Annotated in this window: 27 protein-coding genes and 1 tRNA gene; 16 read left to right on the top strand and 12 right to left on the bottom strand. The window is 63.9% G+C overall.

Going from position 1 to position 24,314, the window contains the following annotated elements:
* Positions 1 to 98 precede the first annotated feature (98 nt).
* Positions 99 to 1,127, bottom strand: coding sequence for a LacI family DNA-binding transcriptional regulator (locus EU803_RS13255; RefSeq protein WP_129683566.1), 1,029 nt, complete (start codon positions 1,125 to 1,127; stop codon positions 99 to 101).
* Positions 1,128 to 1,274: 147 nt separating this feature from the next.
* On the opposite strand from EU803_RS13255, the gene EU803_RS13250 reads away from it, so the two are divergent.
* Complete coding sequence (locus EU803_RS13250; protein WP_129683564.1) at positions 1,275 to 2,282, top strand: LacI family DNA-binding transcriptional regulator; 1,008 nt, start codon at positions 1,275 to 1,277, stop codon at positions 2,280 to 2,282.
* Here the strand turns inward: EU803_RS13250 and EU803_RS13245 are convergent.
* Both EU803_RS13245 and EU803_RS13240 read right to left on the bottom strand, forming a co-directional pair.
* The gene (locus tag EU803_RS13245) at positions 2,279 to 3,436 is read right to left on the bottom strand and encodes a Gfo/Idh/MocA family oxidoreductase (RefSeq protein WP_129683561.1); all 1,158 of its coding nucleotides are present in this window, start codon (positions 3,434 to 3,436) and stop codon (positions 2,279 to 2,281) included. The genes EU803_RS13250 and EU803_RS13245 overlap by 4 nt on opposite strands.
* A 53-nt stretch (positions 3,437 to 3,489) precedes the next feature.
* Positions 3,490 to 4,605, bottom strand: a complete 1,116-nt coding sequence (locus EU803_RS13240; protein ID WP_129683559.1) for a Gfo/Idh/MocA family oxidoreductase — start codon at positions 4,603 to 4,605, stop codon at positions 3,490 to 3,492.
* 81 nt (positions 4,606 to 4,686) lie between these two features.
* On the opposite strand from EU803_RS13240, the gene iolC reads away from it, so the two are divergent.
* Genes iolC through EU803_RS13225 form a run of 3 tightly spaced genes read left to right on the top strand, consistent with a single transcriptional unit; the run spans position 4,687 to position 7,337 of the window.
* Positions 4,687 to 5,667, top strand: a complete 981-nt coding sequence (iolC, locus tag EU803_RS13235) for a 5-dehydro-2-deoxygluconokinase (RefSeq protein WP_129683557.1) — start codon at positions 4,687 to 4,689, stop codon at positions 5,665 to 5,667.
* 9 nt (positions 5,668 to 5,676) lie between these two features.
* Positions 5,677 to 6,516: a 5-deoxy-glucuronate isomerase gene (locus tag EU803_RS13230; RefSeq protein ID WP_129683555.1), complete on the top strand. Its 840-nt coding sequence runs from the start codon at positions 5,677 to 5,679 to the stop codon at positions 6,514 to 6,516.
* The gene (locus EU803_RS13225) at positions 6,513 to 7,337 is read left to right on the top strand and encodes a class II fructose-bisphosphate aldolase (protein ID WP_129683552.1); all 825 of its coding nucleotides are present in this window, start codon (positions 6,513 to 6,515) and stop codon (positions 7,335 to 7,337) included. The genes EU803_RS13230 and EU803_RS13225 overlap by 4 nt, the downstream gene beginning before the upstream one ends.
* Before the next feature lie 87 nt (positions 7,338 to 7,424).
* Here EU803_RS13225 and EU803_RS13220 read toward each other — a convergent pair whose 3' ends face one another.
* From EU803_RS13220 to EU803_RS13200, 5 genes are all read right to left on the bottom strand, one after another.
* On the bottom strand, positions 7,425 to 8,222 hold the full coding sequence (locus EU803_RS13220; RefSeq protein ID WP_165352835.1) for a class I SAM-dependent methyltransferase: 798 nt from the start codon (positions 8,220 to 8,222) through the stop codon (positions 7,425 to 7,427).
* A 236-nt stretch (positions 8,223 to 8,458) separates the two neighbouring features.
* On the bottom strand, positions 8,459 to 8,746 hold the full coding sequence (locus tag EU803_RS13215) for a YrhB domain-containing protein (RefSeq protein ID WP_129683549.1): 288 nt from the start codon (positions 8,744 to 8,746) through the stop codon (positions 8,459 to 8,461).
* A 178-nt stretch (positions 8,747 to 8,924) separates the two neighbouring features.
* On the bottom strand, positions 8,925 to 9,731 hold the full coding sequence (locus EU803_RS13210; protein ID WP_129683547.1) for a 3-methyl-2-oxobutanoate hydroxymethyltransferase: 807 nt from the start codon (positions 9,729 to 9,731) through the stop codon (positions 8,925 to 8,927).
* Between the two features lie 3 nt (positions 9,732 to 9,734).
* A complete protein-coding gene (locus tag EU803_RS13205; protein ID WP_129683545.1) occupies positions 9,735 to 10,046 on the bottom strand; it encodes a MocE family 2Fe-2S type ferredoxin in 312 nt (103 codons plus the stop codon).
* Between the two features lie 15 nt (positions 10,047 to 10,061).
* The gene (locus tag EU803_RS13200; protein WP_129683543.1) at positions 10,062 to 11,141 is read right to left on the bottom strand and encodes a fatty acid desaturase family protein; all 1,080 of its coding nucleotides are present in this window, start codon (positions 11,139 to 11,141) and stop codon (positions 10,062 to 10,064) included.
* Positions 11,142 to 11,285: 144 nt separating this feature from the next.
* Between EU803_RS13200 and EU803_RS13195 the strand changes: the two genes are divergently transcribed.
* Positions 11,286 to 12,329, top strand: a complete 1,044-nt coding sequence (locus EU803_RS13195) for a LacI family DNA-binding transcriptional regulator (RefSeq protein WP_129683541.1) — start codon at positions 11,286 to 11,288, stop codon at positions 12,327 to 12,329.
* A 16-nt stretch (positions 12,330 to 12,345) separates the two neighbouring features.
* On the opposite strand, the gene EU803_RS13190 is transcribed toward EU803_RS13195, so the two are convergent.
* Positions 12,346 to 12,419 (bottom strand) — tRNA-Cys (locus EU803_RS13190).
* Positions 12,420 to 12,559: 140 nt separating this feature from the next.
* On the opposite strand from EU803_RS13190, the gene EU803_RS13185 reads away from it, so the two are divergent.
* The 9 genes from EU803_RS13185 (at position 12,560) to arsC (ending at position 20,247) form a co-directional block, all read left to right on the top strand.
* Entirely contained in the window at positions 12,560 to 13,213 is a 654-nt protein-coding gene (locus EU803_RS13185; RefSeq protein ID WP_129683539.1) for a protein-L-isoaspartate O-methyltransferase, read from the top strand.
* 77 nt (positions 13,214 to 13,290) lie between these two features.
* Complete coding sequence (locus tag EU803_RS13180; RefSeq protein WP_129683537.1) at positions 13,291 to 14,655, top strand: TolC family outer membrane protein; 1,365 nt, start codon at positions 13,291 to 13,293, stop codon at positions 14,653 to 14,655.
* Between the two features lie 109 nt (positions 14,656 to 14,764).
* On the top strand, positions 14,765 to 15,778 hold the full coding sequence (locus EU803_RS13175) for a hypothetical protein (RefSeq protein WP_129683535.1): 1,014 nt from the start codon (positions 14,765 to 14,767) through the stop codon (positions 15,776 to 15,778).
* Between the two features lie 178 nt (positions 15,779 to 15,956).
* On the top strand, positions 15,957 to 16,853 hold the full coding sequence (gene rpoH / locus EU803_RS13170; RefSeq protein WP_129683533.1) for an RNA polymerase sigma factor RpoH: 897 nt from the start codon (positions 15,957 to 15,959) through the stop codon (positions 16,851 to 16,853).
* A 347-nt stretch (positions 16,854 to 17,200) separates the two neighbouring features.
* The gene (locus tag EU803_RS13165) at positions 17,201 to 18,178 is read left to right on the top strand and encodes a Gfo/Idh/MocA family oxidoreductase (protein ID WP_129683531.1); all 978 of its coding nucleotides are present in this window, start codon (positions 17,201 to 17,203) and stop codon (positions 18,176 to 18,178) included.
* 1 nt (position 18,179) lies between these two features.
* A complete protein-coding gene (locus tag EU803_RS13160; protein ID WP_129683529.1) occupies positions 18,180 to 18,482 on the top strand; it encodes a DUF4389 domain-containing protein in 303 nt (100 codons plus the stop codon).
* A 45-nt stretch (positions 18,483 to 18,527) separates the two neighbouring features.
* The gene (locus EU803_RS13155) at positions 18,528 to 18,866 is read left to right on the top strand and encodes a DUF952 domain-containing protein (RefSeq protein ID WP_129683527.1); all 339 of its coding nucleotides are present in this window, start codon (positions 18,528 to 18,530) and stop codon (positions 18,864 to 18,866) included.
* Positions 18,863 to 19,912: a quinone-dependent dihydroorotate dehydrogenase gene (locus tag EU803_RS13150; protein WP_129683525.1), complete on the top strand. Its 1,050-nt coding sequence runs from the start codon at positions 18,863 to 18,865 to the stop codon at positions 19,910 to 19,912. The genes EU803_RS13155 and EU803_RS13150 overlap by 4 nt, the downstream gene beginning before the upstream one ends.
* Positions 19,909 to 20,247, top strand: coding sequence for an arsenate reductase (glutaredoxin) (gene arsC, locus EU803_RS13145; protein ID WP_129683523.1), 339 nt, complete (start codon positions 19,909 to 19,911; stop codon positions 20,245 to 20,247). Before EU803_RS13150 ends, arsC begins: the two co-directional genes overlap by 4 nt.
* 10 nt (positions 20,248 to 20,257) lie before the next feature.
* On the opposite strand, the gene EU803_RS13140 is transcribed toward arsC, so the two are convergent.
* The 3 genes from EU803_RS13140 to EU803_RS13130 are packed head-to-tail and all read right to left on the bottom strand — an operon-like array spanning position 20,258 to position 22,561.
* Positions 20,258 to 21,595: an MATE family efflux transporter gene (locus EU803_RS13140; protein WP_129683521.1), complete on the bottom strand. Its 1,338-nt coding sequence runs from the start codon at positions 21,593 to 21,595 to the stop codon at positions 20,258 to 20,260.
* A 4-nt stretch (positions 21,596 to 21,599) separates the two neighbouring features.
* Positions 21,600 to 22,106 carry a PaaI family thioesterase gene (locus EU803_RS13135; RefSeq protein WP_129683519.1) on the bottom strand — a complete coding sequence of 169 codons (507 nt, stop codon included), beginning with the start codon at positions 22,104 to 22,106 and terminating at the stop codon, positions 21,600 to 21,602.
* Positions 22,103 to 22,561, bottom strand: coding sequence for a PaaI family thioesterase (locus EU803_RS13130; protein WP_242494365.1), 459 nt, complete (start codon positions 22,559 to 22,561; stop codon positions 22,103 to 22,105). Before EU803_RS13130 ends, EU803_RS13135 begins: the two co-directional genes overlap by 4 nt.
* A 101-nt stretch (positions 22,562 to 22,662) precedes the next feature.
* Between EU803_RS13130 and EU803_RS13125 the strand changes: the two genes are divergently transcribed.
* Both EU803_RS13125 and EU803_RS13120 read left to right on the top strand, forming a co-directional pair.
* Positions 22,663 to 23,814, top strand: coding sequence for a putative manganese transporter (locus tag EU803_RS13125; RefSeq protein WP_242494364.1), 1,152 nt, complete (start codon positions 22,663 to 22,665; stop codon positions 23,812 to 23,814).
* 63 nt (positions 23,815 to 23,877) lie between these two features.
* Positions 23,878 to 24,246, top strand: a complete 369-nt coding sequence (locus EU803_RS13120) for a MerR family DNA-binding transcriptional regulator (RefSeq protein ID WP_129683517.1) — start codon at positions 23,878 to 23,880, stop codon at positions 24,244 to 24,246.
* The last annotated feature ends 68 nt before the right edge of the window (positions 24,247 to 24,314 follow it).

Here is a 24,314-nt window from a genome sequence, read left to right as displayed (position 1 = left end):
ATCAGTGCGCGCAGTCACCGATTCCGTCAATCACCGGTCCGGTCGATTCCCTCAAGCATGATGTTTTTCTGCGCATGCAAAATGATGTTTTTACATCATCAGATGATTTCCGGCAGGACGATGCGGGGATCAAGGAAATGCTGTTCGAAGGCAGTTTCGTTCGGCTCTGCCCGCGCCTTGATCGCCAGGTCGATGGTGCTTTGGCAAAGTTCCTGCAGGGGCGTGACAAGGACCATCTGGATATATCCGTCCAGCAGCGCCGCGCGGCTGTCAGGGGTTACCTCGTTCACCACAAGGCGCACTTTGCCCGGGGGTCGCGCCTCGCGCAGCGCGGCGATTGCCCCCTCCATGCCGCCGCCCGCCACATAGATCCCGCGCAGGTCAGGGTGACGATCCAACAGGTTCAACGTCGCCTCATAGGTCAGCTGTCTGGTCTCAAGGTTGACCAGCGCCTCGAGCGTTTCATAGCCCGGCGCATTCTCCCGCATGAAGGCACGGAACCCGACCTCGCGCAGATCATGGCCATGCCAGCGATTGCCGCCAACGAAGATCGCCACCTTGCCGGGCGAGGCTGTCTGGGTCAGCATCCAGGCCGCCTGCCTGCCGACCTTGATATTGTTCAACCCTATGTAACTTCTGCGAATTCCTTGCGCAAAATCATTCAAAAGCGAAAAGGTCGGCACCCCTTTCGACTTCAGGTCACCGACGGCCTTGTCCAGCGCCGGATGGTTCACCGCGATCCCGGCCACGGCATCCGATACCCGGCCAAGCTCTGACAAAAGCTCGGCAAATTCGGCGGGGGATTGTGACTGGGCAAACCGGATCGTGACAGACCCGCGAATGTCGGTCCGTGCCGCGATGGCCCGTTCCGCCTCTGCCCGGAAGGCCTTGTAGAAGGGTTGCTTTTCCTTCAAGAGCAGCAGCCCCAATCGCAGTTCCGGGACCGAGGCATCAAGACGGTAATTGAGCACCCCCCGCGCGTGATAACCCACCTCGCGCGCGGCTTCTGCGATCTTGCGCAGCGTTTCTTCGCGCACTTTGGTCCGGCCGTTCAGCGCCCGGTCTATCGTTGCCGTGCTCAGCCCGGATGCGCGGGCAACATCCTTGATCGTCGCGCGGCGTGCCATGTCATCCCCCTTGGGTTACCTAATTTCATCTGACCACGAATGATGTATTTTCGGCAAGTCACATTCAATTTGCCGCATCTTGTTGCAACGGGTTGCAAAATGGGCGAGGCCGCAGTCAGATGGCGCACCGCTGACAATGGAGCCCGGATGCCAGTTACCCTTCAGGATGTTGCACTGCGCGCCGGTGTGTCGAAATCCGCCGTGTCGCGCACCTTTACGCCGGGCGCCTCCGTTTCGGCCAAGACCCGCGCCAAGGTCGAGGCGGCGGCCACCGAACTGGGCTATTCCCCGAACGTCCTTGCCTCCAGCCTGACGACGGGAAGGACCAAGCTGATCGGGCTGATTTCCAACAACTTCGCCAACCCCTTTTTCCTTGAGATTTTCGACAGGTTCACCCGTGCGCTGCAGGCGGCCGAACTGCGCCCGCTTCTGGTCAACCTCAGTGACGAAGGCGATGCGGAACGCTCCTTGAACATGCTCCGGCAATACAATGTGGACGGGGTGATTGTCGCGTCGTCCAGCCTGCCGCCGGAGTTCGCGAATATGTTCCAGAAGGCCGGTCTTCCGGTCGTTCATGCCTTTGGCTGGTCGTCGCCCACCCGCCGCGCCGACCTTGTCAGTATCGACAATACCGAAGCCGGCCGGCTTGCCGCCCGAACCCTGATCGACCGCGGCTATGCCCGAGCAGGGTTTCTGGGCGGCCCGCGCACGGCGGCCACGACCGGCGACCGTTTGCAGGGCTTTACCGAAGGTCTGGCACAGGCCGGGATCACGCCGGTTGTGCGCTATGCCGGGGCCTATTCCTATGGATCGGGCCGCGCGGCAATGGCCGAGGCGCTGACCGATGCCGCCGGGGTCGAGGCGTGGTTTTGCGGCGATGACGTGATCGCCGTGGGGGCGATGGATGCGGTCCGGCAAGCGGGCAAATCCATCCCGGGCGATGTCGGACTGCTTGGGTTGAACGATATGGCCATGGCGGGGTGGGATCACGTGTCCCTGACCACCATCCGGCAACCGACCGAGGATATCGTCACCACGGCGGTCGGCCTGATCCGGGACCGGATCGCCGACCCGGACAGGGCGCCGCAGCGGCGGCTTTTGCCCTGCACCTTGGTCGAAAGGGCGACCTTGCGGGCCGCCCCCACCCGTCCCTAGCGGAACATCGGCGGCCGCGCGTCGACCCAGGTGCCGTCCGCCTTGCCGCTTTCCGCCACCGCAAAGACAGCCGCCATAGACCGCAGCCCGTCTTCGGCGCGCGGGTAAAGATCGGCGGCGGGGTCCATCGCCCGGCCTTCCTTCTCGGCCCGGATCGCCTCGGCCAGATCGGCATAGATGTTGGCGAAGGCCAGAGGCATCCCTTCGGCATGGCCGACGGTGACCCGGCTGGTGCGGTCGGCTTCGGGCGACAGCCCGCCCTCGCCCCGTTCGATCACCTGCAACCGCCCACCCAAGGGCATCCAATACAGTTGGTTCGGCTGTTCCTGCGCCCAGCGCAGCCCACCTTTTTCCCCGAAGACCTGAAGCGTCAGACCGTGCTGGCGGCCCAGCGCGATGGAGGATGTCCAGACCCGCCCAACGGCGCCCCCGTCAAACCGCAGGTTGACCATGGCATCGTCTTCCAGCTCGCGGCTGGCGATGCAGGACACGGTGTCGGCGCTCAGTTTTTCGGCCTCTTGCCCGATCACGAAGGACGCCATGTGCAGCGCGTGAATGCCGCAATCGGCGAACTGCGCGCTGACCCCGGCCTGCGCCGGGTCATACCGCCAACGGACGCGCGGGTTATCGGCATCCGCCGCATCGGCGTGGTGGCCGTGGGCGAATTCCGCCTTCACCAGCCGGATCGCCCCAAGATCGCCACGCGCCACCATCGCCCGCATGTGCCGGACAAGGCTGTAGCCCGTATACCCGTAGTTGACCGCGCAGATGCGCCCGGCGGATTTCGCCAGCTTCACGATCTCCTCGCCTTCTTCGACGGTCATCGTCATCGGCTTTTCGCACAGGACGTGGAACCCGGCCTCGAGATAGGCCTTGGTGATTTCGAAATGGGTCGCGTTCGGCGTGGCGACGGTGACAAGGTCGATCCGGTCGTCACGGCCCTTTTCGCCCTCCAGCATTTCGCGCCAGTCGCCATAGGCGCGGTCGGCGGCAAGGCCAAGCCGCTGGCCATAGTCGCGGCCCGCCTCGGGGCGGTGATCCAGCGCGCCTGCGTTGAATTCAAAATGCCCGTCAAGGCCCGCGCCCAGACGGTGTGCCGGACCAATTTGGCTGCCTTCGCCGCCGCCGATCATGCCCCAACGCAGTCTTGCCATTGCTGTCGTCTCCTGTGGTTGTCGGGGCCGGGCCTGTGTGCCGGGCACCCGGATTAGAGGGTTGTCTGAAACTCGCTGACGTCGACCCAGGCCTCGCGCGATTTAGACGCTTCGGCGGCGGCGATCACCTCGGCCACGGCAAGCCCGTCGCGGAAGGTCGGCCAGACCGGCGCGCCGGTTTCGATCGCGGTCAGGAAATCCTTGGCTTCGATGATGATCTGATCCTGATAGCCGGTGCCGTGCCCGGGCCCCTGACAGAACGGCAGGTAATCGGGATGGGCCGGACCGGTCAGGATTTTTCGGAACCCGCGCGTGGCCTCGGGCCCCTCGGCCAGATACAGCCAGACCGCGTTCTGGTCTTCCTGATCGAAGCGGATCGCGCCCTTGGTCCCACTGATTTCATAGGCATAGCCCATCTTGCGCCCGGTCGCGACGCGGCTGGAAAAGATATGCCCCATCACCCCGTTTTCGAACCGGCACATCAGCTGGGCCTGATCGTCGTTGTCGACGGTGCCGCCGGGCCGGTCCACATGGACGGTTTCATAATCCGCAAAGACCCGCGCAATCGGCCCCATCAGGGCCAGCGCGGCGTTGATCGGGTGCGGGGCCAGATCGCCCAGATTGCCGTTTGCCATGCCCCGGCATCGCCAGCTGAACGGTTCGTCCGGGTCCGACAGGAAATCCTCGGTGTGTTCCATGCGGAACCAAGTGACCCGCCCGATTGCGCCGTCGGCCAGCAATTGACGCACGAACTGGCTGGCCGGGGTGCGGATGTAGTTGAAGCCGATCATGTTCGGCACGCCTGCCGCCTCGGCCGCGGCAACCATGGCCCGCGAATCCTGGATCGTGTCGGCAAGGGGCTTTTCGCACAGCACCGGTTTGCCCAGCGCAAGGGCTGCCTCGGCAATGGCGCGGTGGGTTTCCTGTGGCGAGGCGATGACCACCGCCTCGACCGCCGGGTCATTGATCAGCGTCTGCCAATCGGCGGCCGCCCGGGCAAAGCCAAAGGCCGCCCGATAACGTTCGGCGCTTTCCAGCGATGAGGCCGCGATCATTTCCAGCCTTGGCCGCAGATGGGTGCCGAAGATCGCCCCGACCGAGGCCATGGCCACCGAATGGGCCTTGCCCATGTAACCGCCTCCGACGATCCCAATTCCGATTTCAGGCATGGCACCCTCCCCACTATTGCAACCGGTTGCAAAATATGTATCGTCGGCGCAATTCCAGTGCAACTCCAAACGAGCGTGCCCATGAAAGAATTGAAACGTCTCGCCGGAAAGGGCTTCCTTGTCATCGGACGGGCGGGGATGGACCTCTATGCCGATCCACCGGGAACGCCGTTGGAACAGGCGACGGCCTATACTACGGCCCTTGGCGGATCGTCGGCCAATATCGCGGCAGGGCTGTGCCGTCTGGGCTGCGATGCCGCGCTTGTCACCTGCGTGTCCGACGATGCGATCGGCCGATTCTGTCTGGCCCAGTTGGAGGCCTACGGTGTGAACCGCCGCTTTGTCCGGACGGTCGGGGGCGAGGCACGCAACTCTCTGGCGCTGGCCGAAACCCGCTGGGATGGGTTCCAATCGGTCCTCTACCGTAACAATGCCGCCGATTTCACGATGGACGACCGCGATGTGACCGGCCTGCCCTACGCGGGGTTTTCGGCCCTGGTGACCACAGGCACCGTCCTTGCCGCAGAGCCGTCACGCGGCGCGACCTTCCGGGCCTTCGATCTGGCCAAGGCCGCGGGCCTGCCGCTGATCTTCGACGTGGACTACCGCCCCTATTCCTGGCCCTCGGCCGAGGTCGCGGCAGAGGTCTATTCCCGCGCGGCCAGCCTGTGCGACATCATCATCGGCAATGATGTAGAGTTCAGCTTCATGGCCGGACCGGGTGGCGACGGGTTGGAAAAAGCCCGGTCTCTGGTGCAGGACGGGGCGCTGATCGTCATCTACAAGATGGGCGAAAAAGGCGCGATCACGATCACCCCCGAAGGCGAGACCCGCACCGGTATCTACGAGACGAAAGCCATCAAGCCCATCGGCGCGGGCGACAGTTTCATGGCCGGCTTCCTTGCCGGTCTGGCCGAAGGCGACAGCGTGGCCGGTGCGGTTCAGGCCGGGTCTGCCGCCGCTGCGCTGGTGGTGTCCCGCGTCGGCTGCGCCCCGGCCAGCCCGACCCGCGCCGAACTGACAGAATTCATGGCGCGCGCCCAGATGCGCCCCGCCGGATAGGAGAGAGACATGCATATCCCCCCCTTCGACAACGCCAACCAGCCGATCGTCGACACGGGTCACCCGCTGGTTCCGCTGAACTACTTCAACATCGTCAAGTTGCAGCCGGGCGAGACCTATGACTACCGCCTGCCCGGCTATGAAACCTGCATCGTGCCCGCGACCGGGACGGTGGACGTGGAAACCGGCGGCGAGGTCTTTGCCGAGATCGGCAACCGGGGCGCGGATGTCTGGGACGGCGAACCGGAAGGGGTCTATGTGCCCACCGACACCGGCGCCCGGATCACCGCCCGGACCGCGACAGAGGTCTTCATCGCCGGTGCGAAATTCGCCGAGACGCTGAAGCCTTTCGCTGTGCGCAAGCATCAGTTGGACGTGGTGCAATACGGGTCCGACGACACCAAGACCCACCGCAAGATCAAGCACATTCTTGGGGCGTCCTACCACGACCGGGTGGGCCGCCTGCTGGTGTCCGAACTGTTCACCGTGGGCGCGGGTGGCTGGTCCGGCTTTCCGTCGCACAAGCATGATACTGACCGCCTGCCGGATGAAACCCGCCACGACGAGACCTATAACTTCCGGTTCAAGCCCGACTATGGATCGGGCCTGCAGATGTTGCAGCGCGAAGACAATGAACCGGGCGACGCCTATCACGTCATGAACGGGTCCACCGTGCTGATCGACAAGGGCTATCACCCCTGCTGCGTCCTGCCCGGGTATGAAATGTACTATTTCACCATCCTTGGCGGTCTCAGCCAGCGGTCGCTGAAGCAGTATTTCCAGCCGACCCATGCTGAACAGCTGCACACCATTCCCGGCATCATGGACATGGTGGCCAAGTTCAAATGACGCGCGCGACGCTGGCAGAGGTGCTGCAACCGGCCCTGCGCGACGGTTACGCCGTTGCGGGCCTCGTCTGCCTTGGGTGGGAAGACGCCCGCGCCTATGTGGCGGCGGCAGAGGCCGAAGGCGCGCCGGTGATCCTTCAGGCCGGGCCGGGGGCACGGGCCCATATGCCCCTGCCCGTCTGGGCCGCGATGTTCCACGCGCTGGCGGATGCGGCGACGGTGCCGGTCGTGTCCCACCTTGACCACGGCAAATCGGCGGCGGAATGCCATGAGGCGATCGCGCTTGGCTTCACCTCGGTCATGTTCGACGGATCGGCCCTGCCGCTGGAGGACAATATCGCCCAGACCCGCGCCATCGTGCAGGCCGCCCATGCGGCGGGCGTGTCCTGCGAGGGCGAGATCGGGTTCGTCGGCTATGACAACGGCGCGGAGTCGCTGGGGACAGACCCGGCAGAGGCCGCGCGCTTCGCGGCGGAAACCGGGGTGGACGCGATGGCGATCTCCATCGGGAACGTGCATTTGCAGACCAGTCAGGCCGCCCGGATCGACCGTGCCCGGCTGGCCGGGATCGAGGCCGGAACCGATGTGCCGCTGGTGATCCACGGCGGGTCGGGCCTGCCCCACGACCTGCGCCGCACCCTCGCCCGCGACAGCGCGATCTGCAAATTCAACATCGGCACGGAATTGCGGATGACCTTTGGTCAGGCGCTGCGCGACACGCTGGCCGCCCACCCTGACCGCTTCGACCGGATCGGTATCCTGTCCGCTGTCGAAGAGCCGCTGACCGCGCGGGCGCGTGAGGTGATCCGGGGGCTGCAATAGAAGGGCGGAGCCAAGGACATCAAAGGTGGCTGTCGGTTTGCCGTCGGGACAGCGATGCCACTTATCGCGCCCCCGTTTCCCTTCGGTTCAGGCGGTCGCGACGACCACGTGCGACGTATGCGGGAACAGCATCGCGCCGTTCTGAACAAAGGGATCAAGCCCCGCGACAAAGGCTTCGATCGCGCGTTCGATCTGATCATTGCCCAGCCCTGATAGCTTGTCCCCGGTATGCATGCCACCCAAGGCTCCCCTCGTGAACGCCTGCACATCTGGATGGGACAACATCAAGGTTACGGATTCAATCTGAACACCCTCGAAACCGGCGTTTTCGAACAGCGCCCGCAGATCTTCACGATCTGGCAGACTGCAAATCGCACGCACGGCATCGGCGGCCGCTTTGCCGACATGCGCATCCAACGCCTCTGCCTGTGCCTTCAGCAATGGGTTTACCGCAAGTTCGCGCTGCACGCAGAAAGCAACAGGTGCTTTGGGTTTGAGCACACGCCTCAATTCGCTCAGCGCTTTGGGACGGTCCGGGAAGAACTGCAGGGCCTGCTGACAATAGGCCAGATCGAAACGGTTTTCGGAAAACGGCAGATTGGCGGCGTCGGCTTCAATCCAATCGACATCACCCGACAGCCCCTGGCTTTGAGACCGCGCAACGCCAAGCATCCCCGAACTGTGATCCGCGGCAACGATCTTGGCGACGTCTGGGGTTTGTTTGGCAACCTCTCGGGTGACGGCACCCGTTCCACAGGCCAGATCAAGGACATGGTCCCCCGGACGCGGCCCGACCCGGGCAACCAACTCTCTTGCCCATGGCTCGAATATGACTGGAACCAGAACCGACTGATATCTCTTGGCGAAACTGTCAGAGGTGCTCATCGTCGCCCCCATTGGAGGAAATGCCCAAAGAGGCCGCAGCCGACTGATGGACATTTTGGAAAGACCAACAACGTCTATGCTATACGAATAGGGGCCTCTTGTCCATTTTGGCCCTGCGCTGGCGCGGCCCGGGCTGGCCGCCGAAGACGCGATTGCCGCGCGGGCGCGCGGGGTGAACCGGGGCGGTGCGGGAGGAGGGCACGGACAGAAGGAAGGATGTAAGAAATCCAATCCGACTAGCGATTGGCTCGGTGCGGATCGCCTGATTTGATGAAGTTGTCGACATAGAACTGTGCGGGCCGAGCTGTTCCGAGAACATGAAGTCTGCCCGTTTCCCGCTCGACCAGAAAAGGTGCATTTCCGAACAAAGCGTCAGAAAAGCTGCCGCTTTCTATGAATTTCGCGCTTTGGTATCCAAAAACCCATCCAAAAGCGCCTTCGGCAATCGGCTCTTCAAGAAGAACGCAATCGAAACCTTCGATCTCGTTTCTAACCAGTTGTGCCGCTTCACTTCGGGAAATCATTTCTCGCTCGTCTTACTCCGGCAAGTATCGATCAAGTTGCCAATCAGCAGGGCACTTGTCATCGGTGTTGTGGCATTGCAGGTCTATTTCATTGCAACTTCCCGAACGACTCCACCGGCGTCCCGGCCGGGTCGGCATCAGGGTTTGTGTTGCCGGGCGGAGTCAAAGCGAAAACCATCTAGATCTTCGCGATCGACGCCGTGAAGGCTTCGAATTCCGCATCCGCGATGGGCACCAGATGCTCCTGCGCCGGGTAGGCGCCGCTGGCCACGTCCGCCTTGAACTCCGCAAAGGCAGCGATCCGTTCCTGTTGCAGCCGCGCGAATTCGGCGGCGAAGTTGCGGTAGGTCTTGGCGTGGCGCGGTGTCTTGTTGGTGCCGTGGCCCAGGACATCCTCGGCAAACAGGTATTGCGCGTCCGCATGCGCCCCGGCCCCCATCCCCAGCATCAACAACGGCGTGTTCTTGGCGATCACCTCCGCCACCCGGTCGGGGACAACCTCCAGCTCGGCCCCGAAACAGCCGATCTCTTCCAGCCGTTTGACATGGTCCCAGACGGCGCGGGCACTGTCGGCGGTCTTGCCCACGGCCTTGAACCCGCCGGTCCAGGTGCATTGGCTGGGGATCAGGCCCACATGGGCCACCACGGGAATACCGTTATCGCACAACGCCTTCTGGATATCAGTCGCGGCGGAACAATAAACACAATCCCCGCCAATATTCATCGCCCGGAAGGCGGCGCGCAGATAGTCCTCCGCCGTCACAAGCTCTCCGTAAAGCAGTCCAACCTGCACAAAGCAGTTCCCCGCCGCCTCGCGCATCTCCGGGGACCAGAGCGGGTCGATGATCGACAGCATGTCGATCCCGGCGGCGGCGGCGGCGCGGGCCTCCTCCGGGGTTTCGACGAACAGCATCGTCAGCTTGTCACCCCGCGCCTTGCGGGCGCGCAGATCGGCGACGGTGGGGCGGTTGTGATAAAGGCCCATTGTTCAGACCTCGATCCAGACGCGGCCACCTTCGACCTTGGTCTTGTAGGTGTTCAGGTTCACGCAGGCGGGCGCGCGCATCGCTTCTCCGGTCCGGTAGTCGAAGGTCGCGTTATGCTTGGGGCATTCGATTTCGTATTCCATGACCAGACCGTCCTCCAGATGCACATGTTCGTGGGTGCACAGGCCGTCGGTGCAGAAGAAGTCCCCGTCCGGGCTGTGATAGATCGCAAAGGTCCGCCCGGCGTGGTCGAACCGGATCAGGTCTTCTTCCTCGATGTCGTCGGTGGAACAGGCATCAATCCATTGGGCCATCTATGCGGTCTCCTTCTATTCGGCGGGCTGACCAAGGGCTTCGACATGGAAGTCCTCGCGGTAGGGTTTGGCGGTGGGCGGCAGCTCGCGCTTTAGGAAATAATCCTCGTTCAGAAGCTGGCGTTTGATGGCGGGCCACATCTCGCGGTAGGCGTCCAGAAACGACCGGTTGGGCGCGGGCAGGTCATGTTTGATCGCCGCGTGCAGGTCGGGCAGCCGGTGGTAGGGCACCATCGGGAACATGTGGTGTTCCACGTGGTAATTCATGTTCCAGTAGATGAAGCGGCTGATGGGATTCAGGTAGACCGTGCGGCTGTTCAGCCGGTGGTCGATCACGTTCTCGGCCAGCCCGCCATGCTGCATCAGCCCGGTCAGAACATGGTGCCACGCCCCGTAAAGCCGCGGCAGGCCGATCACCATCAGCGGCAGGATCGACCCCATCCAGAGCGCCAAACCGATCACCGCAAGGTAGACCGCCAGCCAGATCCGGGCCACGCGGATGACCTTGGGCTGTTCGGTCTCGGGGATCCATGTCGCCTCTTCGGGGTGAATTTTTCCGGCGGCATTCAACAGCATCCGACGCACCCCGTTGATGGTGTCGAAGATGCCGAAGAAATTGGCGAATATCCGGGCCAGTTCGGGGGGGCGCATAAAGACGATCTCGGGGTCGCGCCCGACGATGATCGTATCGGTGTGGTGCCGGGTATGGGACCAGCGCCACGTCACCGGATTGCGGATCATGCAGAAGCTGGCGATTTGGTACATCCAGTCATTGTAGTGGCGGGTCTTGAAGGCCGTGCCGTGGCCGCATTCGTGCCAACGGCTGTCCATGGCAGACCCGAAGAGCACGCCATAGGCCAGCCAGAATGGCGCCGACCACCAAGACGGCCAAAGCGCGATGCCGACCCCCGCAAAGAGGATCATGGCCCCGAACAGGATAATCGTATCGCGGATCGCAGGCCCGTCAGACCGTTGCATCAGCGCCTTCATCTCCTTGCGTGGCACATCCGTGTGATACCACTCCGCCGCCGCCAGCCCGGTTTCCACCGCCCGCCGCGCGTCCGGCCCCAACATGGAATAATCGCGTTTCGCCATCGTCCCGCCCCTTCGCGTTCGTCGGACAGAACCTAGCCACGGGTCGGCAACCCGATAAAGAAATTGCCGGGGCAATCACATCAGTTTACATCAATCTCACGCCGTCACCATGACGCGAAACCATCACGCAAGGATCGGCCGCCCATGCCCCAACGCCCGACGATCCAGGACCTTGCCCGCGCCGCCGGGGTGGGCACCGCCACCGTGGACCGGGTGCTGAACGGCCGCTCCAATGTCTCTGCCCGGTCCCGCGCCGCCGTGGCCGAGGCGGCAGAGCGGATCGGCTTTGTCCCCGCCAACGGGGCGCTGCCCAACCTGTCGGTTCGGCCCGTCACGCTGTCATTCGTGCTGCACAAGGGGTCGCAGGATTTCTACAAGGGCTTTGCCGCGACCATCGAAAAGACCTGTGCCGCCTGGCCCGGGGGCGGGGTACTGCCAGTGATCCGGTTTTCCCCCTCGCAATCGCCCGAAGATTTCACCCGAACCATTCGCGACGCGGCCAAGGACAGCGCGGCCATTGCCGCCACCGCGATCAACCACCCCTCCCTTCTGGACCTGACCCGGGAGTTGATGGCGAAGGGCACAGCTGTTTTCCCACTGTTGAACGATTTCGGGGGGCAGGCCTCTGCCGGGTATTTCGGAATGGACAACCGGCAGGTCGGGCGGCTGGCCGGCTGGATGATGGCGCGGGGGCTGCGTGGCCCGTCCCGGGTCGCGGTCTTTGTCGGCGGGGGGCGCTGGCACGGTCAGGCGCTGCGCGACACCGGATTCCGAGAGGTTTTGGGCAGAGAGGCGCCCGGGCTCACGCTGGCCGACACGGTGGTGAACCTTGAGACCCGGCAGCTGACCTATCAGGCGACGCTGGACCTTTTACACCGGCACCCGGACCTTGCCGGGCTTTATGTCGCCGGGGGCGGGATGGAAGGGGCCATTGCCGCCCTGCGCGAGGCACGCGCGCCCGGCGCGGTATCGCTGATCGTGAACGAACTGACCCCGGACAGCCGGGCAGCCCTGTCCGACGGATACGCCACCATGGTGGTCGCAACCCCGCTGGACCAGCTGTGCCAAGCGTTGATCGAACGCATGGTCACAGCGGCGCGCGGCAAGAAGGCTACAAAAACCGGCCCCAGGATCTTCGACCCACAGCTTTACCTGCCCGTCTCTTTCGAGGCGGGAAAGCGGTTCTAGAAAGGGGAAATGCTCTTGGAGGCGAGTACCGGAATCGAACCGGTGTACACGGATTTGCAATCCGCTGCGTCACCACTCCGCCAACTCGCCTCGGAGCAGGGGTGGGATAGCGTGGTTCGCGGGGCGGTGCAAGCGCCGTTTCGCTGGAAAATGCGGCCCTTTCCCCCGTTGCCCAGACCGCCCGAATATGGCATCACCGTTCCAAGCTAACTGAACGAAAGAGTTTAGACGTGGCCGATTATTCCACTCGCCGGACCATGATGGTCGACACACAGGTCCGCCCTTCGGACGTAACCAAGTTTCCCATCATCGACGCGATGCTCTCTGTCCCGCGTGAACTTTACGTTCCCGCCGACAAGCGCGAGGCGGCCTATGTGGGCGAAAACCTGTCGCTGGGCGGCAACCGCGTGGTCCTTGAACCCCGCACTTTCGCCAAGATGCTGGACGCGCTGGATATTCAGCCCGACGAGGTGGTTCTCGATCTTGGCTGCGGCCTTGGCTATTCCACGGCCGTTCTGGCTCGGATCGCCGAATTCGTTGTCGCCGTGGAAGAGGACGAGACCCGCGCGGACGAGGCGCAGACCGCCCTGTCGGAAAACGGAGTGGACAATGCCGCCGTCACCACTGGCCCGCTGACCGAAGGCGCGGCCAAGTCCGGTCCCTATGACGTGATCATCGTCGAAGGCGCGGTCGAACATCTTCCCCCTGCCCTGCTGGACCAGCTTCAGGATGGCGGCCGGATCTGCGTGCCCTTCGCCGAAGGCGCGCTGGGCACCGTTCGGGTCGGCTACAAGATCGATGGCCGGGTGAACTGGCGTTATTCCTTCAACGCGGGCGCCCCGGTCCTGCCCGGCTTTGAAAAGCACAGCGCCTTTACGCTTTGAACCGAAATCCGTTTCGACGGAACCAGCGTATCAGGGCGTAGCACACAAGCGACGGGCCGAAGAACAAGGGGACGGGAATGAGAATTGGACGCGGATTGACCCGGCTGGGTCTTGTTCTTGGCCTTGCACTTGCCGCCCCCCTTGCCCGGGCCGACAGTTTTGCCGCGGCCCTGACCGACGCCTACAACAACTCGGGCCTTTTGGATCAGAACCGCGCCCTTCTGCGTGTCGCGGACGAGGATGTGGCGATCGCCGAAGCGGCCTTGCGCCCGATCGTGTCCTGGGCCGCCTCTGCGACGCACAGCTGGCCTGCCCAGTCGCCGGACGCGGATGAAATCACCTTCAACTTGGGGATTTCCGCCGGCCTGACCCTCTATGACGGCGGGGCGTCGCAACTGGCCATCCGGGCACAGCAGGAAAATGTTCTCGCCACCCGGCAGGCGCTGATCAATGTGGAACAGCAGGTTCTGCTGCGGGCGGCCACGGCCTATCTTAATGTCCAGCGCGACAGCGAATTCGTCAACCTGCGCCGCAGCAACGTCCGCGTCCTGACCGAAGAATTCCGCGCCGCGCAGGACCGGTTTGATGTGGGCGAGGTGACCCGCACGGACGTGTCACTGGCCGAGGCCCGGCTTGCCGCCGCGCGCAGCCTGTTGGCAGCCGCCGAGGGCAACCTTGCCCGCTCGGTCGAGGAATTCCGCGCCGCCGTGGGCCGCCGCCCCGGCACGCTGTCGACAGCGCCTCGGGTGCCCCTGTCCCGGTCGGTGGAAGAGGCGAAGGCCTATGCGGTCCAGCGCCACCCCCAGATCCTTCAGGCCCAGCATGCGGTCACCGGGGCCGAGCTGAACATCCAGCGGGCCGAAGCCGCACTGCAACCCTCGCTCGACCTGAGCGGACGGTTGAATTTCGATCAGGATTTCAATGACAGCGGGTCGGTGTCGCTGACGCTGGGTGGACCGATCTATTCCGGTGGCGCGATCGAGGCGTCCATCCGGCAGGCCCGTGCCCGCCGCGATGCCAGCCGCGCGCAGCTTCACGTGACCGGCGCCGCGATCCAGCAGGGCGTCGGCAATGCCTATGCCATCTATTCTGTCGCCCGCGCTGGCCGCGAAGCCTATGAACGGCAGGTCCGCGCCGCCCGCGTTGCCTTTGAAGGCGTCCGGGAAGAGGCCAACCTTGGCGCCCGCACCACGCTGGATGTGTTGAACGCGGAACAGGAACTTCTGGACGCGCAGGCCAACCTTGTGTCGGCGCAGATTGATGAAATCCTTGCCGGCTATTCGATCCTGTCGGCCATGGGGCTTCTGACCGCCGAACAGCTGCGGCTGAACGTGCAGACCTACGACCCTGAGGCCTATTACAATCTGGTCAAGGACGCCCCGGCGGGTCTGTCGGCGCAGGGCCGCGCGCTGGACCGTGTGCTGGAATCGATCGGCGACTGATCGCCCAACCGGCTGCTTGCCGTCGACTGTGTTGTTCAAATTGCCCCTATCTGTTGTCTGGCCATGATGTTGCGGCTACACTTCGGGTCGAGGCCAAGCAGGTAATTCAATGTCCGATCCCGTCACCAACCTCGAAATCGAGGATGTTCTGTCTTCCATCCGCCGTCTTGTTGAAGACGGGGACTGGCAACGGCAGGAAGCGGAACGCCTTAAGGCTGAGGCCGCCGCGGCAAATCCCGATCCCGACGCGCAAGAGACCGCGGCGGAACGGTTTGTCCTGACGCCCTCGCTGCGGGTGTCAACCCGCGGGGCCGACGAACCCGAATCGGACGAACAGGATCAGGGTGGTGACGCCGACAGCGTGGAAGAGCCGGAGGAAGCCACCTATCAGCCCGAAGCGGAGATATCGGAAGCGGTCGATGACCGGACCGAAGGGTATGAAGCGGTCGAGGATGCCGGGGACACCAGCGCCGAGACCAATCACCGCGACATTGATTTCGCCGAGATCAACTGGGACGCCGACCCGGAACCCGAGGACGTCGACCAGATGGACGCGGAGCAGGAGCAGGACGACGATAGCGCCCTCCTGACCGAGGCCGAACCGGACCCGGCAGAGGATGGCCTGTCCGCCCGGCACCGTCTGATGGCCACCGTCGTCGAACTGGAGGCCGCCGTCAGCGGCCAGGTGGACGAGTGGGAACCTGATGGGTCGGAAGAAGACCGACCGGTCTGGACCACTGCCCCGCAGGAAACCCGGTTTCGCACCGTCGAGGAGACAGAAGCCCCCGTGCTGTCGCAGGAACCGGAGGTCATGTTCCACCATGTCGGCCCCGATCATGTGACCGAGGAACAGCTGTCCGACCTTGCCGAGGATCTTGGCGGCGACATGAACCCCGACCGGTCCCCCGGTGGCGGTCATGCCTTTGCCGGCGAAATGGACGAAGACCTTGACGCCTATGTGGCCGACAGCAACGTGATCGACGAAGACACATTGCGCCGGATCGTGGCCGAGATTGTCCGCGAAGAGCTTCAGGGCACCCTGGGTGAACGGATCACCCGCAACGTCCGCAAACTGGTCCGGCGCGAGATTTACCGCGCCCTTGCCAGCCAGGAATTCGAATAGCCCCCTGCCAACTGTGCCTGAAACATCAGTCCCATCTGCGTGAGCGCGCGGAAATGCCCCTCGTATCCCCGCGCCGAGAGGTCCATATTTCCTGTCGAACGGCTGTTGGCCCCTTGAACCGGGCCGGTAGCGCCACCATATCCATGTTAAACCCTTAAACATTGGGAGGGGACAGAACATGAGCAACTATGCAAATCTTCCGGCACCGTCGCCGGAACAGGGCCTGAACCGCTATCTTCAGGAAATTCGGAAGTTCCCGATGTTGGAACCCGAAGAAGAATACATGCTGGCCAAGCGCTGGGTGGACCATGAAGACAGCGGCGCGGCGCATCGTCTGGTCACCAGCCACCTGCGGCTCGCGGCCAAGATCGCCATGGGCTATCGCGGCTATGGCCTGCCTCAGGCCGAGGTGATCTCCGAGGCCAACGTCGGCCTGATGCAGGCGGTCAAACGCTTTGACCCGGAAAAGGGGTTCCGGCTGGCGACCTATGCCATGTGGTGGATTCGCGCCTCGATCCAGGAATATATCCTGCGGTCGTGGAGCCTTGTGAAACTTGGCACCACCAGCGCCCAGAAGAAACTTTTCTTCAACCTGCGCAAGGCGAAGGCCCGGATCGGTGCGCTGGAAGAAGGCGACCTGCGCCCGGAAAACGTGGCCCAGATCGCCCATGACCTTGGCGTGACCGAGGATGAGGTGATCAGCATGAACCGGCGCATGTCCGGCTCTGACGCCTCGCTCAACGCGATGGTGGGCAGCGACGGCGAAAGCGCGACCCAATGGCAGGACTGGCTGGAGGACGAAAGCGCCAATCAGGCCGAGGACTATGCCGAGCATGACGAGCTGGAGGCCCGCCGCGCCCTTCTGGCCGAGGCCATGGATGTGCTGAACGATCGTGAAAAGGACATTCTGGTCCAGCGCCGTCTGGCCGAGGAAACCGTCACGCTGGAAGACCTGTCCGCGCAATACGACGTCAGCCGCGAACGGATCCGACAGATCGAGGTGCGAGCCTTCGAAAAGCTGCAAAAACGGATGCAGGATCTAGCCCGCGAAAAGGGCATGCTGACCACGGCCTGATCCGCCTTTAGTTCTTGGAACCGCGGCCGCACCCAAACAGGGTGCGGCCGTTTTCTTTGGAGTTGCGTGCAATCTTTTGCAGGATCGGCCCTACGCGCCTGAGAACGCCGCGCCCGAACCGAGGGGCGGGAAGCAAAGCGCCCGCCCCGTGGGGGCGGTTCGGGCGCTGCCAAATCATAGATTTGGCTTTGCATTGGGCAAGTTCCGCGATCTGCGGCGGACCTCAATCCTGTTCCGCGCGGACTCTTGCAGCCATGGGATCTCCTCTCCCCAGAAATTGCCCCTCGCCACCCCCCTTTCCCCGGCCCGATGTCACCGCTAACCTGTCCGCAACAAGGGAGACATGCATGGAGCCGATCCGCTGGGGCATTCTGGGGGCCGCCAAATTTGCCCGCGACCATATGGCGCCGGCCATTCACGCCGCCCGCTGGGCGGATTTTGCCGCGCTGGCCACATCTGACCCGGCCAAGGCCGCACCTTTTGCCGCCTTCCGCCCCGGCCTGCGGGTTCACGGCAGCTATGACGCGCTGCTGGCCGACCCCGACATCGACGCGGTCTATATCCCCCTGCCCAACCACCTGCATCAGGAATGGGCGCTAAAGGCGCTGGACGCGGGCAAGCATGTGCTGGTGGAAAAGCCGCTTGGTATGGCAGCCAGCGACTTTGACCCGGTGATTGCCAAGCGGGACGCAACCGGGCTTCTGGCGGCAGAGGCCTATATGATCGTCCATCACCCGCAATGGCAACGCGCCCGCGATCTGGTGCAGGGCGGGGCCGTCGGACGGCTGGTCCATGTGGATGCGGCGTTTTCCTACAACAATGCCGCCGACACCGGAAACATCCGCAACAAGCCCGAAACCGGCGGCGGCGCCCTGCCCGATATCGGCGTCTATACTTTCGGCTCGGTCCGGTTTGTCACCGGGCAAGAGCCTACCGCGGTGCCGCACGCCCATATCCGGTTTGAAAACGGGGTGGATGTGTTCAACCGGATCGCCGCCGATTTCCCCGGTTTCACCTATTCGGCCATGGTTTCCATGCGCGCCTTCAACCGGCAAGAGGTGGTGTTTCACGGCGAAACCGGCGTGCTGCGGGTCGCCTGCCCATTCAACGCGAATGTCTTCGATCAGGCGGAACTGGTGCTGGAAACCGCCGGAAACACCCGCACGGTCGAACGATTCCCGGGTGTGAACCACTATGTCTTGCAGGTTGAAAACTTCGCCCGCACAGTGCGCGAAGGGGCCGCCTACCCCTGCCCGCTTGAATTCAGCCGGGGCACACAGGTGATGATCGACATGGTCTTTGACGCAGCACGGAATGGGGGCTGAGATGACGGAAGATGACAAGTTCGAAGGACGGATGAACGGGCCGCAGTTTGAGCCCGGCGAAAAGGACGGCCTGCTGATGCGGCTTGTCTACATGATCCTGATCGCGATCATGATTTCCTTGGCCCAGACGATCCTTGGGGTCGTGACCCTGATCCAGTTCGTCCTGATGGTGATCAACAACGGCAAGCCCAATGACCAACTGGCGGAATTCGGGACCTCTCTGGGGATCTGGATCGCCAAGTCGGCACGGTATCAGACGGCCGCGTCCGAGGTGAAACCCTGGCCCTGGACTGAGTTGGACTGACCAAGACCGCTTGACCTTGGGCACGGGCCGCGCGAAACCACGGCCATGCTGATTTACAAGATCCTGACCGCCGACCAGTGGACGGCGCTATGTGACACCGGCCGGTTCGACGGGGCCCCCGTCGATCTGGCAGATGGCTATATCCATACCTCAACCGCTGAACAGGCGCAGGAAACGGCGGACAAGCATTTCGCCGGTCAATCCGGTCTGGTGCTGGCCGCGCTGCGCGCCGATACCTACGGCGAGGATCTGGTCTGGGAGCCCTCGCGTGGCGGGGCGCTGTTTCCACATATCTACAACCGCCCGCTTCTGCGGTCAGAGGTGGTCTGGTTCCGCTTCGTGGCGCAGGACCTGTCGGGCCGCAACATCCTGAACCTGACATGAGTGTCTTGGAACGCCTCGGACTGGGGCTGATGCACCGGATGGACCCTGAAAGGGCGCATGGGTTGGCAATTTCCGCCCTGCGCGCGGGATTGGGACCGAAGGCCGGGCCGTTTACCAGCGACCGCCTGAAATGCCGCCTTGCGGGGCTGGACCTGCCCAACCCTGTCGGGCTTGCCGCTGGGTTTGACAAGAACGCCACCGCGCTCGCCCCGCTGTATCGCTGCGGCTTTGGCTTTATCGAGGTGGGCGCCGCAACCCCGCGCCCGCAGCCCGGCAACCCGCGCCCGCGCCTGTTCCGGCTGAGCGAAGACCGCGCCGCGATCAACCGGTTCGGGTTCAACAACGACGGGATGGAGGTGATCGGCGCGCGGCTGGCCGCCCATCCCCATGGTCGGACCGGGTTGAACCTTGGCGCCAACAAGGACAGCGACGACCGGGCGGCGGATTTCGCGCGGGTGCTTTCCCATTGCGGCCCGTATGTGGACTTCGCCACGGTCAACGTCTCCTCGCCCAACACCGAAAAACTGCGCGACCTTCAGGGCAAGGCCGCCCTGTCCGCGCTTTTGGCCGGGGTGATGGAGGCGAACGCGAAACTCGCCAAACCGCTGCCAATTTTGCTGAAAATCGCCCCCGATCTGGAGGTCGCGGATCTTGAGGATATCGCCGATGTGGCCAGCACCTCGGGCCTGTCTGCGATCATTGCCACCAACACCACCCTGTCGCGCGAAGGTTTGAAATCTGCAAGCCGGGACGAAAAAGGTGGCCTTTCCGGTGCGCCCTTGTTCGAAAAGTCCACGCGTGTTCTGGCCCGTCTGGCCGGGATGACCGACCTGCCGCTGGTTGGCGTGGGCGGTGTCGGCACAGCCGAACAGGCCTATCAAAAGATCCGGGCAGGCGCGTCGGCGGTGCAGCTTTACACCGCGCTGGTCTATGGCGGGATCAGCCTTGTGGACGAGATTACCCGCGGGCTGGACGCGCTTCTGGCGCGCGATGGATTCGCCAATGTGGCCGAGGCGGTCGGCACCGGCCGGAGTGACTGGACATGACCGAGATCTGGCACAACCCCCGCTGTTCTAAATCCCGCGAGACGCTGGCGCTTCTGGAAGATCGGGGCCTGACCCCGACCCAGCGCCGCTATCTGGAGGATGCCCCGACCGAAGCGGAACTGCGCGCGGTTCTAGAGATGTTGAGCCTGCCGCCCTCCGGCCTGCTGCGCAAGGGCGAGGCCATCGCGAAGGAGTTGGGCCTGAAGGACGCGGCGGAAGACGCGATCCTTTCCGCGATGGTCGCCCATCCGGTCCTGATCGAACGACCCGTGGTCATTCACGAAGGCCGCGCCCGGATCGGCCGCCCGCCCGAGGCGGTGCTGGAACTATTCTGAAAGGGCAGAATCAGGCCGGACGCTCGGCCACGCTCCGCTCGAGTGCGGGGTAGCGCGCGCCAAGCGTCGCGCCGCGCAGGGCAAAGCTGACGATCAGCCCGGCCCACAACCCGTGATTGCCCCACAGCGCCATCAACGGGATGACCGCCGCGAAATAGCCCAGCGCCGACAGGGCCATCATGTTGCGCATGTCCCGCGTGCGCGTTGCCCCGATGAAGATCCCGTCCAGCATCCACGGAACCAACCCGATCAACGGGGCGGCGACCATCCATGGCAGATAGTCGCGGGCAGCGGCCTGCACCTCGGGCGCGGTTGTCATGACATCGATCAGCCCGCCGCCTTGCATGGCAAAGACCGCGGCCATCCCAAGGCAGACCAGCCCGCCCCACAGGCCAGTCAGCAATGCACCCCGCCGTAGGCGCGCGCGGCTGCCCGCGCCCAGCGCCTGCCCGACAAGGGTTTCGGCGGCAAAGGCAAAGCCGTCCAGCCCGTAGGCGGTGATATGCAGGAATTGCAGAAGCACCTGATTTGCGGCCAGTTGTACATCGCCAAAGTCCGAACCGAAGAACAGGAAGCTGACAAAGATCGCCTGCAACAGGACCGACCGGATCAGGATGTCGCTGTTGACCTGCCCCATCCGCCGCAGTCGCGCCCGGTCAAAGACCCGGCCCCACGCCCGCCATTCCGGCGCCCGCAACAGATCGCGACACAACCAAAGGCCAAGCACCACGCCGCCCCATTCGGCCAGAACGGTCGCGCTGGCCACCCCTTCCACGCCCCAGCCCAGGCCCAGCACGAACCAGAGGTCCAGAAGGATGTTGATCCCGTTCATGCCGATCTGGATCACGAGAACCCCGCGCGTACGTTCCATCGCGATCAGCCAACCGGTGATCCCGTAAAGCGCGATCGCGGCGGGGGCGGACCAGACCCGGATGCCCATGTAGGACCGGGCCAGAGCCTCGACTTCCGGGCTGGCGGGGGAGACAGCGAAGCCAAGCCAGAAGATTGGCCCTTGCAGCAGGATCATCATCAGGCCCGCCGCCCCGCCGATCATCAGCGCACGGGTGAACAGGGCCGCAACCTCATCCCCGTCCCCGGCGCCGTTCGCCTGCGCGGTCAGCCCGGCGGTGCCCATCCGCAGGAATCCGAAGATCCAGTAGAAGGCGGTCAGGATAATCGCCCCGATCCCGACCGCGCCGATGGGTGCGGCCTGCCCCAATTGACCCACAACGCCGGTATCCACCGCGCCCAAGATCGGCACGGTTGCGTTGGAAATCACGATGGGGACGGCAATCGACAGAACCCGCCGGTGGGTGACGGGCCGGTATCCGACGCGGGCGGCCTTCACGGGTCTATCCGCGCGGCGGCATCAGGAAATGCCCGGTGGCCTGCGCGAAAAGGCGGCTCCGGTTGTCTTGCCAACCTTCGACATGGACGCTGGCATAGCGGCGGCCAGACCGGTTAATCCGCGCCCGCGCATAGGCATCGCGCGGCAGGCCAGACCGCAAGTAATCAACAGTAAAGTCGATGGTCTTGGGCAGACGCGGCAGGCTGTCTTCCAGTTGAAAATCCGCCCCATGCGACGAGGGGTTTTCCATATCCTCCCACATGATCGACCAGGCCAGTTCGATGATCGCGGTGATCTCAAGAAAGGCCGCAGTGACCCCGCCATGCAGCGCGGGCAGCATCGGGTTTCCGATCAGGTCGTCCTTGAACGGCAGGATCGCGGTCAACTCGTCCCCGCGCCGATCAAACTGGGCCCCAAGAAAGCCGATATAGGGCACCCCCTGCACCAGCCGCAGCAGCGCCGCGTCGCGCCGCTGCTTGACCACCTGAACGGGTTCGGGACGGCGGCTCATGTGCGGGGTCCTTTCGGTCGTTCCACGGTAAAGGCCCCGGTGGCGGTGGCCACGGGCCGGGATTCGTCGTCGTCCATCGCGACCGCCCGGACAAAGGCCACGGTGCGGGTGACATGATAGCAATCGGCGCGGGTCTTGATGGTCTGGCCCGGCGTGGCGGGGCGCATATAGTCGATCCGCAGGTCAAGCGTGGCCGTTCCCACCGCTGCCGCCGGATGCGCCATCACCGCGGCGCCACAGCAGGTATCCATCAGGGCGGACACCGCCCCGCCGTGCACGACGCCAGTTTCCGGATCACCGATCAGCCGGTCGTCATAGGGCATGGCGATTGTGGCGGTCCCCTCTCCGACCTCGGAGAGGGTCATGCCCAGTGCCCGGCTGTGCGGGATCGCTTCGATGAATTGCCGGGCCAGCCGTTCGCGGCGGGTGGTCATGTCGTCGGGTTCCGTGGTCATCTGCCCCTCTTCCATTGTCCCGCGCAAACTTGCCCCTTGAACCGCCTTCTGCAAGTGCTATAACTGCACTTGCGAATTATTCTCATTTTCAGGAGCGCAGGATGACCGACATGACAACCGGAATGACCAGCACGGGCGGGCGGATTGCCGTAGGCCGTATCGGTCCGTTCCGGCCATGGCGCATGGTTGTGGCCGCGATCCTGCTGGCGCTGGCCGTCGCCCCCGGAACGCTGGGCGAGCTGACCCGTAGCCTGATGGTGGATGCCTATGTGCAGGTGTCGGCTTTTGTCGCGGCGACGCTCTTGCTGTTCTACGGGGCGGAACGGGTGTTCCGGTTCGACATCGGCGAAAGCCTCAAGGGCGCGCGTGGCTGGCAGGTTCCGCTGGCTGCCTTGTTGGGCGCAACGCCCGGATGCGGCGGCGCAGTTGTGGTTGTTGCGGCCTATTCCTCGGGCAATGTGGGCTTTGGCGCGGTGGTTGCCACGCTGACAGCGACGATGGGCGACGCGGCCTTCCTGCTGCTGGCGACCCGGCCCGATGCGGCGCTGGTCGTTCTGCCCCTGTCCTTTACCGTCGGGATCCTCTCTGGCTGGCTGATCGATGCCTTCGCCCCCGACAAGCTGACCCCGCAATCCGGCACGGCCTGCGATCTGGCCCCCCGGATCGGGCAGGTCCGGCTGCGCGACTATGGCTATCTTCTGGTCGCCATTCCGGGCCTTGGCCTTGGCATTTCGCAACTGGCACAGGTCGATCTTTACGCGACCTTTGGCGCGCTGCCCCTGTGGATCGGCCTTGCCGGAACCGTGGTCGGCCTTGCGCTTTGGTCCACCTCGCCGGTCAATGCGATGACCCACAGCGCCGACAACCCGCTGACGCGCATGGCCGAGGAGACATCGTTCATCTCGGTCTGGGTGATCGGCGCCTATCTGGCCTATGACTATGTCGCCACTTTTGCCGGGCTGGACCTTGCCGCACTGTTCCAGTCGATCGGGCCGGTCCTGCCGTTGATGGGGATCGTCATCGGTCTGATCCCCGGATGCGGACCGCAGGTTCTTGTCGCCACCCTTTATATCAACGGGGTGATCCCCTTCGCGGCCCTGATCGGCAACGCGATTTCCAACGACGGCGACGCCCTGTTCCCCGCCATCGCGCTCAATCCCCGTGCCGCGGTCTGGGCGACGCTCTATTCCACGATCCCTGCCCTGATTGTTGCCTATGGGTTCTACCTTCTTGCGCCGGACTTCATGAACTGACCACGCATTGCGGTTGCCCCCTGCCCGGCTGGGCGCTAGATTTTCCCCAGCCGGAGGAGCGCGATGTCTGATACCCGTTTGTCGTTCAAGGAAATGTGTGCCCGGTTCGACGTGACCCCGCGCACGTTACGGTACTACGAATACATCGAACTTCTGGCGCCAGACCGCGAAGGCCGGTCCCGGTTCTATGGCCCGCGCGAGGTTGCCCGGATGACCCTGATCCTGCGGGGCCGCCGCTGGGGATTCAGCCTTGAGGACATCCGCCAGTGGCTTTTGATCTATGAACACGAAGGCACGCAGGTCCAGATGCGCACCTTCGTCGACATGGCCGACCGGCAACTTGCCGACCTGGCAGAGCAGAAGAAGAACCTTGAAGACATGATGGACGAGTTAAAGACCCTGCGGGATGACACCGCAAAGGGCATCGTCTGACGGCATCCGGGTCTGCCACCGCCCCCCGATCCACGACAAACAGCGACTGACCCCGGGTCAGCAGATTT

Origin of the sequence: Loktanella sp. IMCC34160, from assembly GCF_004145845.1 — a bacterium.
In the GTDB taxonomy this organism is placed as follows: Bacteria; Pseudomonadota; Alphaproteobacteria; order Rhodobacterales; family Rhodobacteraceae; genus SELP01.
This window is presented reverse-complemented; position numbering and strand designations above follow the sequence as displayed.

What these genes read in the sequence shown, in the direction of transcription:
- EU803_RS13165 (WP_129683531.1), top strand. Translation starts at nt 17,201, where the DNA reads ATGGAGCCGATCCGCTGGGGCATTCTGGGGGCCGCCAAATTTGCCCGC.
- EU803_RS13130 (WP_242494365.1), bottom strand. Translation starts at nt 22,561, where the DNA reads ATGACCACGGAACCCGACGACATGACCACCCGCCGCGAACGGCTGGCC.
- rpoH (WP_129683533.1), top strand. Translation starts at nt 15,957, where the DNA reads ATGAGCAACTATGCAAATCTTCCGGCACCGTCGCCGGAACAGGGCCTG.
- EU803_RS13210 (WP_129683547.1), bottom strand. Translation starts at nt 9,731, where the DNA reads ATGGGCCTTTATCACAACCGCCCCACCGTCGCCGATCTGCGCGCCCGC.
- EU803_RS13255 (WP_129683566.1), bottom strand. Translation starts at nt 1,127, where the DNA reads ATGGCACGCCGCGCGACGATCAAGGATGTTGCCCGCGCATCCGGGCTG.
- EU803_RS13230 (WP_129683555.1), top strand. Translation starts at nt 5,677, where the DNA reads ATGCATATCCCCCCCTTCGACAACGCCAACCAGCCGATCGTCGACACG.
- EU803_RS13160 (WP_129683529.1), top strand. Translation starts at nt 18,180, where the DNA reads ATGACGGAAGATGACAAGTTCGAAGGACGGATGAACGGGCCGCAGTTT.
- EU803_RS13155 (WP_129683527.1), top strand. Translation starts at nt 18,528, where the DNA reads ATGCTGATTTACAAGATCCTGACCGCCGACCAGTGGACGGCGCTATGT.
- EU803_RS13150 (WP_129683525.1), top strand. Translation starts at nt 18,863, where the DNA reads ATGAGTGTCTTGGAACGCCTCGGACTGGGGCTGATGCACCGGATGGAC.
- EU803_RS13200 (WP_129683543.1), bottom strand. Translation starts at nt 11,141, where the DNA reads ATGGCGAAACGCGATTATTCCATGTTGGGGCCGGACGCGCGGCGGGCG.
- EU803_RS13225 (WP_129683552.1), top strand. Translation starts at nt 6,513, where the DNA reads ATGACGCGCGCGACGCTGGCAGAGGTGCTGCAACCGGCCCTGCGCGAC.
- arsC (WP_129683523.1), top strand. Translation starts at nt 19,909, where the DNA reads ATGACCGAGATCTGGCACAACCCCCGCTGTTCTAAATCCCGCGAGACG.
- EU803_RS13245 (WP_129683561.1), bottom strand. Translation starts at nt 3,436, where the DNA reads ATGGCAAGACTGCGTTGGGGCATGATCGGCGGCGGCGAAGGCAGCCAA.
- EU803_RS13240 (WP_129683559.1), bottom strand. Translation starts at nt 4,605, where the DNA reads ATGCCTGAAATCGGAATTGGGATCGTCGGAGGCGGTTACATGGGCAAG.
- iolC (WP_129683557.1), top strand. Translation starts at nt 4,687, where the DNA reads ATGAAAGAATTGAAACGTCTCGCCGGAAAGGGCTTCCTTGTCATCGGA.
- EU803_RS13120 (WP_129683517.1), top strand. Translation starts at nt 23,878, where the DNA reads ATGTCTGATACCCGTTTGTCGTTCAAGGAAATGTGTGCCCGGTTCGAC.
- EU803_RS13135 (WP_129683519.1), bottom strand. Translation starts at nt 22,106, where the DNA reads ATGAGCCGCCGTCCCGAACCCGTTCAGGTGGTCAAGCAGCGGCGCGAC.
- EU803_RS13195 (WP_129683541.1), top strand. Translation starts at nt 11,286, where the DNA reads ATGCCCCAACGCCCGACGATCCAGGACCTTGCCCGCGCCGCCGGGGTG.
- EU803_RS13205 (WP_129683545.1), bottom strand. Translation starts at nt 10,046, where the DNA reads ATGGCCCAATGGATTGATGCCTGTTCCACCGACGACATCGAGGAAGAA.
- EU803_RS13175 (WP_129683535.1), top strand. Translation starts at nt 14,765, where the DNA reads ATGTCCGATCCCGTCACCAACCTCGAAATCGAGGATGTTCTGTCTTCC.
- EU803_RS13250 (WP_129683564.1), top strand. Translation starts at nt 1,275, where the DNA reads ATGCCAGTTACCCTTCAGGATGTTGCACTGCGCGCCGGTGTGTCGAAA.
- EU803_RS13215 (WP_129683549.1), bottom strand. Translation starts at nt 8,746, where the DNA reads ATGATTTCCCGAAGTGAAGCGGCACAACTGGTTAGAAACGAGATCGAA.
- EU803_RS13180 (WP_129683537.1), top strand. Translation starts at nt 13,291, where the DNA reads ATGAGAATTGGACGCGGATTGACCCGGCTGGGTCTTGTTCTTGGCCTT.
- EU803_RS13220 (WP_165352835.1), bottom strand. Translation starts at nt 8,222, where the DNA reads ATGAGCACCTCTGACAGTTTCGCCAAGAGATATCAGTCGGTTCTGGTT.
- EU803_RS13125 (WP_242494364.1), top strand. Translation starts at nt 22,663, where the DNA reads ATGACCGACATGACAACCGGAATGACCAGCACGGGCGGGCGGATTGCC.